The sequence below is a fragment of the Nitrosococcus watsonii C-113 genome, from assembly GCF_000143085.1.
Lineage (GTDB): Bacteria > Pseudomonadota > Gammaproteobacteria > Nitrosococcales > Nitrosococcaceae > Nitrosococcus > Nitrosococcus watsonii.
This window is the reverse complement of sequence record NC_014315.1, coordinates 474,210-487,142: the sequence shown is the minus strand read 5'-3', so window position 1 is coordinate 487,142 and position 12,933 is coordinate 474,210. Positions and strand designations below refer to the sequence as shown.

The 12,933-nt window shown below is 49.9% G+C and carries 11 protein-coding genes; all 11 read right to left on the bottom strand.

Features of this window, described 5'->3' with window-relative positions; all coding sequences use genetic code 11:
* Positions 1 to 46: 46 nt before the first annotated feature.
* The 11 genes from glnA to NWAT_RS02235 all read right to left on the bottom strand — a co-directional run bounded on the left by glnA (position 47) and on the right by NWAT_RS02235 (position 12,869).
* The gene (gene glnA / locus NWAT_RS02285) at positions 47 to 1,456 is read right to left on the bottom strand and encodes a glutamate--ammonia ligase (protein ID WP_013219540.1); all 1,410 of its coding nucleotides are present in this window, start codon (positions 1,454 to 1,456) and stop codon (positions 47 to 49) included.
* Positions 1,457 to 1,528: 72 nt separating this feature from the next.
* Complete coding sequence (locus tag NWAT_RS02280; protein WP_013219539.1) at positions 1,529 to 1,765, bottom strand: sulfurtransferase TusA family protein; 237 nt, start codon at positions 1,763 to 1,765, stop codon at positions 1,529 to 1,531.
* A gap of 44 nt (positions 1,766 to 1,809) precedes the next feature.
* On the bottom strand, positions 1,810 to 2,853 hold the full coding sequence (locus NWAT_RS02275; protein ID WP_013219538.1) for a tRNA (5-methylaminomethyl-2-thiouridylate)-methyltransferase: 1,044 nt from the start codon (positions 2,851 to 2,853) through the stop codon (positions 1,810 to 1,812).
* 188 nt (positions 2,854 to 3,041) lie between these two features.
* On the bottom strand, positions 3,042 to 3,866 hold the full coding sequence (locus NWAT_RS02270; RefSeq protein WP_013219536.1) for a carbon-nitrogen hydrolase family protein: 825 nt from the start codon (positions 3,864 to 3,866) through the stop codon (positions 3,042 to 3,044).
* A gap of 129 nt (positions 3,867 to 3,995) precedes the next feature.
* Positions 3,996 to 7,865, bottom strand: coding sequence for a YhdP family protein (locus tag NWAT_RS02265; protein ID WP_013219535.1), 3,870 nt, complete (start codon positions 7,863 to 7,865; stop codon positions 3,996 to 3,998).
* 23 nt (positions 7,866 to 7,888) lie between these two features.
* Entirely contained in the window at positions 7,889 to 9,361 is a 1,473-nt protein-coding gene (gene rng / locus NWAT_RS02260; protein ID WP_013219534.1) for a ribonuclease G, read from the bottom strand.
* On the bottom strand, positions 9,358 to 9,954 hold the full coding sequence (locus tag NWAT_RS02255; protein WP_013219533.1) for a Maf family protein: 597 nt from the start codon (positions 9,952 to 9,954) through the stop codon (positions 9,358 to 9,360). Before NWAT_RS02255 ends, rng begins: the two co-directional genes overlap by 4 nt.
* Before the next feature lie 123 nt (positions 9,955 to 10,077).
* Positions 10,078 to 10,551, bottom strand: coding sequence for a 23S rRNA (pseudouridine(1915)-N(3))-methyltransferase RlmH (rlmH, locus tag NWAT_RS02250; RefSeq protein ID WP_013219532.1), 474 nt, complete (start codon positions 10,549 to 10,551; stop codon positions 10,078 to 10,080).
* A 6-nt stretch (positions 10,552 to 10,557) separates the two neighbouring features.
* A complete protein-coding gene (rsfS, locus tag NWAT_RS02245; protein ID WP_013219531.1) occupies positions 10,558 to 10,905 on the bottom strand; it encodes a ribosome silencing factor in 348 nt (115 codons plus the stop codon).
* Positions 10,905 to 11,606: a nicotinate-nucleotide adenylyltransferase gene (gene nadD / locus NWAT_RS02240; protein ID WP_013219530.1), complete on the bottom strand. Its 702-nt coding sequence runs from the start codon at positions 11,604 to 11,606 to the stop codon at positions 10,905 to 10,907. The genes rsfS and nadD overlap by 1 nt, the downstream gene beginning before the upstream one ends.
* A gap of 6 nt (positions 11,607 to 11,612) precedes the next feature.
* Positions 11,613 to 12,869, bottom strand: coding sequence for a glutamate-5-semialdehyde dehydrogenase (locus NWAT_RS02235; protein ID WP_013219529.1), 1,257 nt, complete (start codon positions 12,867 to 12,869; stop codon positions 11,613 to 11,615).
* Between the last annotated feature and the right edge of the window lie 64 nt (positions 12,870 to 12,933).

Genomic DNA, 12,933 nt, shown 5'->3' with positions numbered 1-12,933 from the left:
GCCAAAAAAGCAAATAACAGCTTCTTGCCATATCCTGGGCACTCTTTCAAAGACTATAATACATATCAAACTCGATGGGGTGGGTAGTCATCCGCAGGCGAGTGACATCTTCCATCTTTAACGCAATATAAGCATCAATAGCGTCATCGGTAAAAACCCCTCCCGCCTTAAGGAATTCCCGATCCCGATCCAGCTCTTCTAGGGCCTGTTCGAGGGAAAAACAAACCGTGGGAATATCTTTTATCTCCTCGGGTGGTAAGTCATAAAGGTTCTTATCCATGGCATCGCCAGGATGAATTCGGTTTTGAATACCATCAAGCCCGGCCATTAGCATAGCGGTAAAGGCAAAATAAGGATTAGCGGTGGAATCCGGAAATCGAACTTCAATACGCCGCGCCTTGGGGCTGGTTACATAGGGCACCCGAATAGATGCGGAACGGTTGCGGGCAGAATAGGCCAATAAGACTGGCGCCTCAAAGCCTGGAACTAAACGCTTATAGGAATTGGTCGAAGCATTCGTGAAAGCATTAAGGGCCCGAGCATGTTTAATAGTACCCCCGATATAATACAGAGCAGTCTCGGACAAACCCCCATATTTATCGCCAGCAAAAATATTTGCTCCCTCTTTTGCTAGGGACTGGTGGACATGCATGCCGCTACCATTATCTCCTACTAAGGGTTTAGGCATAAAGGTGGCGGTTTTACCAAAAGAGTGGGCCACATTAAGCACCACATACTTAAGAATCTGTAGTCCATCGGCCCGGCGCACCAAGGTATCAAACTGAGTGCCGATCTCGCACTGCCCTGCCGTTGCCACTTCATGGTGGTGAACCTCCACAGGCACCCCCATTTGCTCCAAAATTAAACACATGGCGGAACGAAGATCTTGCAAGGAATCGACCGGGGGCACAGGAAAATAACCCCCTTTAATAGTAGGCCGGTGCCCAATATTGCCAGTCTCATAAACCCGCTCAGAATTCCAGTGAGATTCCTCGGCGTCAATCTTATAGAAAGAGCCGGAAATACTGGTTCCCCAACGAACATCATCCAATACAAAAAATTCAGGCTCTGGACCGAAATAGGCAGTATCCGCAATACCTGTGGACTTTAGATAGGTTTCGGCACGCTTGGCAATAGAGCGGGGATCCCGTTCATAACCCTGCAGGGTAGTCGGCTCTACGATGTCGCAGCGCAACACCAAGGTCTTTTCCTCCATGAAAGGATCAAGCACTGCCGTCTCTGGGTCTGGCATCAGAATCATATCTGACTCTTGAATCGCCTTCCAACCGGCAATGGAAGAGCCATCAAACATCTTGCCTTCCCTGAAGCTCTCTTCATCCGCCCTATAGGCAGGCATGGAGACATGCTGCTCTTTTCCCCGAGTATCCGTAAAACGGAAATCGACGAACTTTATTTTTTCTTCTTCGATTATTCTTAATACATCTTCAACAGCCATCGAAGTCTCCTCCGCTCTAGGCCCATTTAATACAAAAAATTATTCTAGCGTGCATGGCGGCACTTTGATAATTTACTGAGATGTTTTACTGACTTCCAAACGCACCACCACCTCCCTGCCCCGTTCGGTAACTTCAAGCACGCGATGGCCATTGACCCGGCACCAAGCGGGGATATCGTTCAGCGCCCCCGGATCGGTGCTGATGACTTCTAAAACATCTCCCGAGATTAGTTCCTTGACTGTTTGCTGAGTCCGGATCACAGGTAGCGGGCAAAGCAAATGGCGAACATCCAATCTCCGCACATTCATCCAACTCTCCTCAAGTTAGAGCATCTAAGGGCAGTAATCCCTAATCATACATACCACTCCTTGGGGATGTCTTCATTAGAGAGCGGAGCAACCGCTAGAATATGGGCTTCCCCACCGGGGCGGGCAACTTTCACCTGCACCTGTGGTGCCTCCCTGCCTTGACTAAAGCGGGCCACTAGTTGGCTTGCCAACACCATATCGTCCTTCTCCAAAGCACCATCCACCAGCGTTAATGGACCTTTATGGCTTACCGTCCGTAAGTGAGTAAATGCCTTGGCATAGCCTTCCAGGTAATTATTTTCTCCCAAATCCCGCGCGACAATAAGCTTAAAATGGGGGCGTGGCCGCAGATGACGCCCCACCTTGAGCAGCATGATATCGTCCAGTTCATAATCCCGAGTACTACGGGCCTGCCATAAATCAGCCAGCTTAGCCGAGTAGTTAGCATCGGTAAGAAAACAGCAGCCACCTGCCGGCTGAGCATAACCTTCGATTCCAAAGTGGGCCGCTAAAGCCATTTGTGGCTTACGGGAACGGCCACTAAAATCATAAAGCCCATCCCGCTCCACCCAACCTTCACGCTCTGGCAGAGTAAGAGGAAGATTCTTGGCGCAAAGAGGCCGTAATAATAGATCATGAGCGCCTGACTCGCGGGCTACCACCGGCATTGTCTTGGCTCGTTGGGATTTAGGACGCTGTCCTACAACCTCGCCGGTAATAATGAAATCAAAATTATTTTCTTTCATCCATGCTAGCGCCTTACCCACCATAAAGCTTTTACAATCGAGACATGGATTGAGATTAGCCCCATAACCATATTTTGGATTGAGCACTACGTTCTTGTATTCCTCAATCACTTCTATCATGTGCAGTTTGATTCCTAGCTGCTCAGCCACCCATAGGGCATTATTGCGCTTAGCTTTATTTTTATCCTTATTGCGGATGGCATGGGTATGTCCCTCGACGCAGAAGCCCGTAAAAAAATTGATTCCCTCTACATGAATGCCTTGCTCCTGTATTACCTTGACGGCAAGCATGGAATCCAGCCCTCCGGAAACTAGGGCTATCGCTTTATATTGTCTTCCCATAACCTCTCTATCACTGATTTTTGTATCAAAGTAGCTAAAGTAAGAGTCGGTATCCAGTTTCTACGCGCCTAACTCGAGGAGAGATCTTGTTCCAGCACCTGGCTGCTCAGTTTGAAAATGCTTCTCAATCGCCCCTAAAACTTCACTAGGAGCCATCTTGCCAAGTCCGATGATCTCTGCCCTATTGCTCATGATAGCTTGCAGCTAAGGCGCCTATGTTCAATGGTTGGAAAATTACGACGTGTACTGCGTAAGCGTTCGGGATCTAGCTCAGCAGTGATTACGCCAGAGCCACGGGGCAAGCGCGCTAAGATAACCCCCCATGGATCAATAATCATACTGTCACCATGAGTGGTGCGCCCACTGGCATGAAAACCTCCCTGGCCTGCGGCTACCACGTAGCATAGATTTTCAATAGCTCGGGCCCGCACGAGGGGTTCCCAGTGCGCCTTACCCGTAAGTGCGGTAAAAGCCGATGGCAAAACCAGAATTTCCATCCCCCGTTCCACCAGACAGCGAAATAACTCTGGGAAACGTAAATCATAGCAGACGGCAAGCCCCAGCTTTCCAAAAGGAGTATCAGCGACAACCACATCCTGTCCGGATTCGATGGTCAGAGACTCACAATATCTCTCTTCTCCGCCGGGAAGAGACACATCAAACAGGTGGAGCTTATCGTAGCGTGCCACCACTCGGCCACCAGCATCAAAGAGCAGACATGCAGCCCGGACCTTACCCGATTCAGAGGCTTGCAAAGGAACGGTACCGCCTACTAACCAAACTTTATGCCTAATAGCTTGTTGCGCCAGGAATCCCTGCAGAGGTCCATCCCCCTCCTCTTCAACAATACTCAGTAAAGCACCATCCTTCTCTCCCATAAGGGCAAAATTTTCAGGCAGTATGACTAGCTCTGCTCCTTTAGCAGCCGCTTGGGCGATAAGCCGTTCCGCCTCTAGCAAGTTGGCTCCAACATTCGGTCCTGATGCCATTTGAATCGCCGCGACAACGCTCACAGATGCTCTCCTATTTTCTATGTTTATCGGATACAGATAAAATATATATCAACATGGGATAAGCACCGCTTCCTGGGGTTCCCATCCCAATTGATTTTAAATGCTTTCACAGCCTTATTTGATGCATTATTACTCGCGTTCTTTAAAGGAGAAAATGTGCTTTGTACGGGTTACGACTGGTTTTTTCCAGGGTCCAGAAACCGAGTAATAATAAGTTAGCAGCCGCCCCATCCCGGTATTGAATATTTTACCCGCTAATTCATTCGCTAACATAATAGCAGTACCGACACCCAAACCCACCGGCCCACCCGCCATCGCTCCGGCTAAAGGCAAGCTTGAAGATACCTGAGGGGTTACCGCTATGATCTGGTCATAATCTTGCGTTGCAAAACCAATCCTTCCGCTAGCTTGGATTCGAGCGGTAGGGCCCTTTATAATCAAATTCTTGGAATAAGCATTCCCTTCGCGGATGGAGAAAGTGCCTTTAATGCGATCAAATGTAAAGCCCTTACCAAAAATATCACTGAAATCTAGTGCCAGCCGCCGCGGAAGCGTTGTAATGCTGAGTAGTCCAAACAGCCGCCCTGCCCCAGGTTCCACATCTAATAGACGGCCTTTATCCATGGTTAGCCGCATACTACCCTCTAGCCGTTCTAAGGAAAATAAAGTGGGCGGCCCAGGCCAGCCAGCGATGATCTCTATCTCTGTCTCTCCACCAACTATATTAGCCTGGTAACCCGCATCGGCCAGTAATTGACTTAGCTTCGGGCTATAAGCCTTGATATCCAAATAAGACCATTGGGTTTCCCCATGTATCGTCCAATCTCCGCTGGCTTTAAGCTGCAGAGTCGGCGATACAATTTCCAACTCTTCTAGGCGGAAACCCTCAGCATAGGGACTAGCGTATGCCTTAACAACGCCCAAATCATAATAATGGTAGCGGCACTGACGGCATATTAAATCTAATGCGGGCCATGTTTGAGGATTAACCGATGAAAAGCTGCTACCAGAGGCTATCGAGTGCAAATACAAATGTTCTAGGTCAATCGCCAGGGGTTCCTTCGACCCCTCTCCAGGTATCTTTATCGACCCTTTCAAAGAAGGCCCCGTCACTTGGGCTTGCCAGCGGGAAAGCGTCCGGTTTGCCTCTATCATAACATCCTCAAAATACCCCCCAAATAATTCCATTTGCTCAATTTGCAAGGCAATATGATTGAGTTGCATTAGTTGGCTAGAAGCACCCTGGCGAGTCCTTTTAAGCGTTTCCCACCAGGCACCTATCGAGAGTTTAGGCAGGGTGCCCACAAGCCGAACTCCTGGTCTAGACAGTACGGGTGGATGACCATTATTTCCAACGCGTACTTCCCCTCTTAGCAAACGAGATGACTTCTCCCCTCCCGTCATCTCAAATATCCCCTGTAACCGATCTCCATAGACAAGGGTCACTTGTCTTTTATCTCTATCGGCACCACGAAATTCCCACAACAGCTTCCGCCTCTGGTCGGCTGGCTTTGCTAGCGGCGGCGGTAAAGCCACTTTAATTCCCTTCAGATCGGAGTTAACGCGAGCTATCGTGACCTTATCTTCATCTGGCCTAGCTTTTTTAAAGGTAACATCGGCGATAAAATCGGCGGCACCCTGGGTCCAGGTTGACAGGGAAGGGAACCATTTTTCCGCAAGCTGCCGCGCCTCCAAGTGGCCCTTGAGACTTAGCTGAACCTCCACTCCTCCCTGTGAATGGGGTAAACTGCGAAGTTCGGCTTTTACAGGCTGCTCTAACAGCCGGGCCACTAAATTTTCCGATTTAAGCCCCGCCGGGGTAAAGTGTAAGCTACCTTTAATAGCGGTAAATTCTAAGAAGGGATCGTTCTGTTGGCGTAAATAGGCATGGGTAAAAATTAATTCTCCCTCCACCTTCGGCTGCTTTCTCTTATGTCTCAGAGGCATCGTCAGCTTCAGCTTCAGGTCCGTATCACCGCTAACTTTTATTCCTTCCAAAAACTCTCCATATTTTTTCCGCAGGGGACTTTGCTGAACAAAACGCCAGGCATCTTCTGCCCCTCCTTGAGCGCGGCCGGTCATGGTTAGTGGAACTACCGCAGCGCCAAGATCGCTCATTTGAATCGTCGCTTCCGTTACTTGGGCATTAAACATCTGGCCTTCGGTCACCTGGACAGCCATCTGCCCGCCATCACTATGAAGATGGCCAGCAACCCGCTCCAGTACTGGCCATCCTCGAGCGTAATTCAGCACAGCTCCACGAATATCCAGCTCCACGGTAAACTGGCTTCCATCCCGGGAGGAGGGAAAATGACTCCAAGGCCCCTGAAAAACGAGACTGCCTTCTGCTGCCCCTCCCTGGGGAAAGGCTTGCTTCAACCACCGTACTAGGCCGGGTTTCATAACACGCAAAGGAAGATACTGAGGTAAGGTGGCAAGATCTATTTTTGTAAGCATTAAAGATAAATCTAGCTGGGGGGTATCTGCCTTAGACAAAGCTTTGAGCCGCAACCCGCCCGTCAAAGCTAGATCCTGGTTCTGTAATTTAATACCGTCAGCGCGAACCTGCCAATCCTTCCCTTTCCGCGCCCAGGAAAGCTTCCCTCCAAGTACATCCACAGCGACCGGCTTCTCTAAATAGCTGCTTAAAATCTGGGCATTATGGCTGTTGAGCCACAGCTGTCCGCCCCTATTCATTAACTGTAATTCGAAGGATAAACCTTGACAACCTGGCCGGTGCCGCCAAGGTTGGGTTCCAAATCGCGCCCCGGTAGCAGAAAATTTCCAATTCTTTGCTTCTTCCTCCTCAAGCGGTAAAACTGCCCTGATATTTCGCAACTCCCCTGTCGGTTGCATTTTTGCGAGAAAGAGACGTAATTGAGGATCTAACTGATCGCTAAGTTGTAAGAGAGGGACAACATCCTGTAACTGAAGAAATGTCAACTGACCTTGTAGTTCAGGGACCGGTTCTCTTTCCATTTTCACTTGTAGCGCCGTGGTGGCTGGCCATGCCCTCCCATCTCGGATCACCACCAACCGCGGTATCTTCAGAGACCATCCCTGCGCCAATGGATGATAATAGGCAGTGCCGGCTAATCGTTGGAAAGAGATTAAGCTAGGGACCTCCGTCGTTTGGGTATTACCGGTAATTTTCAGGTTCTCCCAATCAAACTTGGCTAGAACCTGATGCAAAACGGCTTTTTCCCAACGCAGACCTAATTCTAAATCGCCCTTGCCATGAGTGAAATACAGTCCTGCAAGAAAGTCAAAAGCTTGCCAAGAAGCTAATTGCAAGCCTTCCCCTTTTAAATAGAGAATTCCCTGACTCTTTGGATCTCGAATTCCCCCACCGGTAAATTTCGCTTTGACAACAATCTCGCTGCCAAATTTTTCTGCTAAGGTTGCCCTCCCCTCAACCCAATGACGATCTTCCTCATTTCTTAGCTGTAATTCCCTCACCTGTAACTCCAGGGGCTTCCTTTCCAAAACAGGATCAAGCCAACGGATTGCCATATCTACTAGCGTCAACTGGGTGAGATTAAGCACCCACGCTGGCAAACGGGGCGGATGGGGACAAGGGGATTCAAGGTCTTGCAAACCATAAACGCGAATACAGCCTGCTGGTTTCCGCTCAACCGTTAGCTCTCCACCAATAATCGTTAGATGCCGCAGTATCCACTCTTCTTCCACAGAAGTACGAGAAGGCGCTGCGTCGAGGTAAATTTCCCTAACATTCAGCAACGGCCGCTCGGTTTGGGGGTCTATAATTCGTACCCCCGTCAAGTGTAATCTAGGTTCTCCCCCTCGCCAGCTTAACCCTATCTCGCTAACGTGCACTTCCCGACCAAGAGCCGTGCTAAGCCAACGGGAAATAGTAGCCGGCTCATCCTCCACCACTGTCCATAGAGCCCACAAAGCCCCAAAAGCGAGCACAATGCAGCACACCAATATCCCCAAGGACAGATAAAAATAGCGAGGAAGAAGACGAAGAAAGGCCATAAACACCAACCTTATGCAGCCCGTTACATCATCACGACGTCGAATTGCTCGCGCATATAAAGCAATTCCGTCTGGAATTTCAGAGGCTTGCCAATAAAGGACTCTAACTCGGCAACACTGGCAGATTCTTCATCCATCAAGCGATCCACCACTTCTTGCGCTGCAATCACCAAGTACTGACTTGCCTCGAATTGACGAGCCTCCCGTAAAATCTCGCGTAGAATTTCATAGCATACGGTTTCTACCGTTTTGACGGTTGCTCGACCGTTACAGGTAGGGCAAGGTTCACAGAGAATTTGTTCCAAACTCTCGCGGGTGCGCTTGCGAGTCATTTCTACCAGCCCTAGAGAAGAGACCTCACTAATGTGAGTCTTGGCATGGTCTTTCTCCAACCCCTTTTCTAAGGCCCGCAATACCTGGCGTTTGTGATCCTCCTCCTCCATATCGATAAAATCGATGATGATAATGCCCCCGAGGTTACGCAATCTTAGCTGTCTACAAATAGCCTGCGCCGCCTCCAAGTTTGTTTTGAAAATAGTCTCTTCCAGATTGCGATGGCCCACAAACGCACCCGTATTAATGTCAATGGTAGCCATCGCCTCTGTTTGATCAATAATCAGATACCCTCCGGATTTGAGCTGCACTTTACGGCCCAGGGATTTTTGAATTTCATCCTCAATACCGTAGAGGTCAAAAATCGGCCGCTCTCCTTGATAACATTCCAAGGTGGTCAAAAGATCAGGGATAAAACGCTCGGCAAAATCAACTAATTTGTGATAGGTTTCGCGGGAATCAATGCGAACCCGCTCTACCCGCTCATGCACGAAATCCCGCATCGTCCGCATCACCAAAGAGAGATCTTTGTGAACGACACTACCGGCTTTAACGGTTTGACTGCGCTCTTTAATAGTTCGCCAGAGCTTATGGAGAAACTCCATGTCAGTGCACAGATCTTCTTCAACAGCGCCTTCCGCTACCGTGCGAATGATATATCCCCCACGGTCATCTTCGAGCAATACTGATGCCAGTAAATTTTTAAGCCGCTGGCGCTCCTCCGGGTCTTCTATTTTCAACGAAACCCCGATGCCTGACATCTCTGGCATATAAACCAAATAACGGGAGGCAATGGAAATTTGGGTGGTCAAGCGCGCCCCCTTGGTCCCAATGGGATCTTTAATGACTTGCACCAACACCTCCTGCCCCTCCGAGAGCAGCGAAGTGATAGACGGAACCCCTGCCTCGCTTTCCAAATCTCCCATCTGGCCCGGCGGCAACCTAATATCGGAAGCATGGAGAAAGGCAGCCCGCTCTAAGCCAATATTCACAAAGGCTGCTTGCATACCGGGCAAAATCCGGTTTACCTGTCCTTTATAGATATTACCCACCCACCCCCGGCGGCTACTCCGCTCAATATACAGCTCCTGCACCACGCCATTTTCAACGACGGCGACTCGGGTCTCACTGGGTGTCACATTGATGAGGATCTCCTCACTCATGGTCTATTTTTCCTTTGTTGAAGATTCCCCAGCAGTTCTCCCGTCTCGTACAGAGGCAGGCCCATGACTCCAGAATAACTGCCTTCAAGGCGAGAGATAAACAGCGCCGCCCAGCCTTGTATGGCATAGGCTCCGGCCTTATCGAGCCCTTCACCAGAAGCAAGATAAGCCTCGTATTCGTCCTTTGTAAGCCGTTTGAAAGTTACGGTACTAACACTTAACCGCTCTTGCGCCTTATAGCCATCGGTTAAGGCTACAGCCGTCAGCACCTGATGACTACGGCCCGAGAGCCGCGCTAGCATAACCCCCGCCTGGGCACGATCTACAGGTTTACCCAGAATTTCATTTTCTACCACTACTGCCGTATCGGCACCCAGAACGGGCAACCGTCCTCGGGGCGGCTGTTGCCCCCAGCCTGCTCTGGCTTTAGCCAACGCCAAACGATGCACATAGCTAGTGGGCCGTTCCGCAGGCCGAAGCCTCTCGTCTACCTTAATATCAAGGCGCCTAAACTCAACCCCAATCTGGGTTAATAGCGCTTGACGGCGTGGCGAAGTAGAGGCAAGTGCAATAGGGGGAAATAGGCCGCGCACGATTTTTAAATTCCTTTCAAATGTGCCTGTCTAAATAGAGGCGCTAACCGGGCCTAATCCTTAATTATAAGGATATTAGCCCCTTTAAATTAGGGGAAAACTCACGCTGAGCAAATACCAGGATCAGCTAGCCCGGTGGTAAGGGTGATGGTTAAGTAAGCTGAAAGCCCGATAAATTTGTTCTGCCAAAATCACACGCACCAACCCATGGGGCAGGGTAAGAGAAGATAAGGACCATAACCCTGCAGCCCGTTCTAGGCAAAGGGGAGCCAACCCATCTGGCCCACCAATTAATAACACCACATCCTGGCCTTCATTCATCCATATTTGTAAGCGCCTGGCTACTTCTTCGGTACTCCAGGATTGGCCACGTTCATCGCAAGCAAGCACTGTGCTGTTAGGCGGAACAGCGGCTAACAAACGGCGGCCCTCATCTTGCTGCCACTGAGTATAGTGCCCACTTTTACCGCGCCGGGCAGGGGCAATTTCCACCAACTGAAGGGAGCACTGCTGCGGTAGGCGTCGCGCATACTCCTGATAACCTTCTCCAATCCAGCGGGGCAAACGCTGCCCCACAGCGATAACGTAGATATTCATTTTTACCTACCGCTCTTGAGTTCCCTGAGCGGAAGAAATATTCCAAAGCTTCTCCAAATTATAAAAAGCGCGTACTTGAGGTAGCATAATATGGGCAACCACATCTCCCATATCCACCAATACCCATTCTCCATAGGACTCGCCTTCCACGCCTAGAGTTCGATGCCCTGCTGCTTTGCATCTTTCGATAACTTCATTAGCTAAAGCCTTGACTTGGCGATTAGAGGCCCCGCTAGCAATCACCATGTAATCCGCTACGGTAGTAAGTTCCCGCACATCTAAAACTTGGATATCATGCCCCTTTAACGCTTCTAGGGCGCTTACCACGCATTCTTTAAGTTCCACAGTTGACATTATTTCTCCGGCGTAGAAAGAGAAGGGAGATATAAACATTCCTTTTGAATATAGTCCCAAACAACATTAGGCAGAAGGTAGCGGGCACTCCCTCCGGCTTCAATCAAAGTCCGGATTCGCGTAGCGGATATCCCCAAGGGGGTGACTTCCAAAGGCAAAATAAAACCCATGGGCTGTTGCGCCAATTGGACTGGATCGTGGATACGCCGCGCCTCAAAAAAATCTCCTAGCTCACTCTCCCGAGGAAGCGGTTCACCTGGGCGCCTCATCACCAGCAAATGAGCCAATTCCATAAGCTCCGTCCACCGGTGCCATTTAGGGAGACTCTGAAAAGCATCGGTCCCCATTATCAAACATAAGGGCACGTTTCCCTGCTCTGCACGTAGTGAAGCCAGCGTATCAACCATATAGGAAGGGCCAGCCCGGGCCAACTCCCGCTCATCGACCCTAAACCGGGATTCTCCAGCGATGGCAAGCCGTAACATCGTTAAACGTTGCTCTGAACTAGCTACTGGCCATTGGCGGTGAGGAGGATGCCGGCAAGGAATGAATCGTATCTCCGCTAGGGAAAGCCGCTCAAGCAGATCCAACGCAGGACGCAAATGACCAAAATGGACTGGGTCGAAAGTACCGCCGAAAATTCCTATGGGAGCCGCAGAACAATTAGATTGGGCAGCCAACACTTGTGAATGCAAAGTCAAAAAATCTTATTCCCTGATATGTCCGTTCCCTAACACGATCCATTTCTGTGAGGTTAATCCCTCCAGACCTACTGGCCCACGGGCATGGAGCTTATCGGTAGAAATTCCAATTTCAGCGCCCAGGCCGTACTCAAAACCATCGGCAAAGCGGGTCGAAGCATTCACCATTACTGAGCTGGAATCCACTTCGGTAAGGAAACGCCGCGCCCGGGTAAAATCCTCGGTCACAATCGTCTCGGTATGGTGGGAACCATAGTGGGTAATATGTTCAATCGCTTCCTCAAGACCCGCCACTATCCGGATAGAGAGGAGCGGAGCTAAATATTCAGTATGCCAGTCTTCTTCAGTCGCGGACCCGATATAGGGTAATAAGCCTTGGGTTTCCGGGCAACCGCGCAATTCCACCCCAGCACCACGATAATGTTCCCCCATCATTGGCAATATCTCAGCGGCAATCTCGCGGGCTACCAATAACGTCTCCATGGCGTTGCAGACCCCATAACGTTGGCATTTTGCATTAACCGCAATCGCCACCGCCTTGTCCAGATCAGCCCGGTCATCAATATAGACATGGCAGATCCCATCCAGATGCTTAATAACAGGAATCGTTGCCTCCTGGCTAATCCGCTCAATAAGACTCTTACCTCCCCGGGGAATAATCACATCCACATGCTCTTGCTGAGTAATCAACGCCCCGACCGCCGAGCGATCGATAGTTTCAACCACTTGCACTGCTTCCCGTGGCAATCCTGCCTGCTCTAATCCCTGATGAATGCAACGGGCAATGGCTTGATTAGAATGAAAAGCCTCGGAACCACCACGAAGAATAACCGCATTACCTGCCTTTAAACATAAACCGGCAGCATCCGCAGTCACATTAGGACGGGATTCATAGATAATTCCAATCACACCAAGGGGTACCCGCATCCTCCCTACCTGAATACCCGAAGGCCGGTAGTTAAGGTCGCTAATCGCGCCCACGGGATCGGGCAGAGACGCAATTTGGCGCAGCCCTTCGGCCATTACAGCAATTCTTGCCTCTGTTAACGTCAGCCGATCCAGCAAAGCCTCATCCAATCCTGCGTGTCTCCCCGTAGCCAAATCCTTATGATTAGCCTTGACTAAAGCTTGACTTTCTTTCTCTATAAAAGAGGCTGCCATCTCCAGGGCTTGGTTTTTCTCCTCTGCGCCGGCCCGCGCCAATATTCGGCTTACTTTACGAGCCTGACAGCCAAGATTCTGCATATAATCTTTGATATCCATTCTTGCTCTAACAGCGTCTTAATATAAGCATATGTCTCTATATATCCTTAAGGAAGCGCTTGGC

Coding starts and splice junctions, on each gene's coding strand:
- glnA (WP_013219540.1), bottom strand. CDS start 1,456: ATGGCTGTTGAAGATGTATTAAGAATAATCGAAGAAGAAAAAATAAAG.
- NWAT_RS02280 (WP_013219539.1), bottom strand. CDS start 1,765: ATGAATGTGCGGAGATTGGATGTTCGCCATTTGCTTTGCCCGCTACCT.
- NWAT_RS02275 (WP_013219538.1), bottom strand. CDS start 2,853: ATGGGAAGACAATATAAAGCGATAGCCCTAGTTTCCGGAGGGCTGGAT.
- NWAT_RS02265 (WP_013219535.1), bottom strand. CDS start 7,865: ATGGCCTTTCTTCGTCTTCTTCCTCGCTATTTTTATCTGTCCTTGGGG.
- rng (WP_013219534.1), bottom strand. CDS start 9,361: ATGAGTGAGGAGATCCTCATCAATGTGACACCCAGTGAGACCCGAGTC.
- rlmH (WP_013219532.1), bottom strand. CDS start 10,551: ATGAATATCTACGTTATCGCTGTGGGGCAGCGTTTGCCCCGCTGGATT.
- rsfS (WP_013219531.1), bottom strand. CDS start 10,905: ATGTCAACTGTGGAACTTAAAGAATGCGTGGTAAGCGCCCTAGAAGCG.
- NWAT_RS02235 (WP_013219529.1), bottom strand. CDS start 12,869: ATGGATATCAAAGATTATATGCAGAATCTTGGCTGTCAGGCTCGTAAA.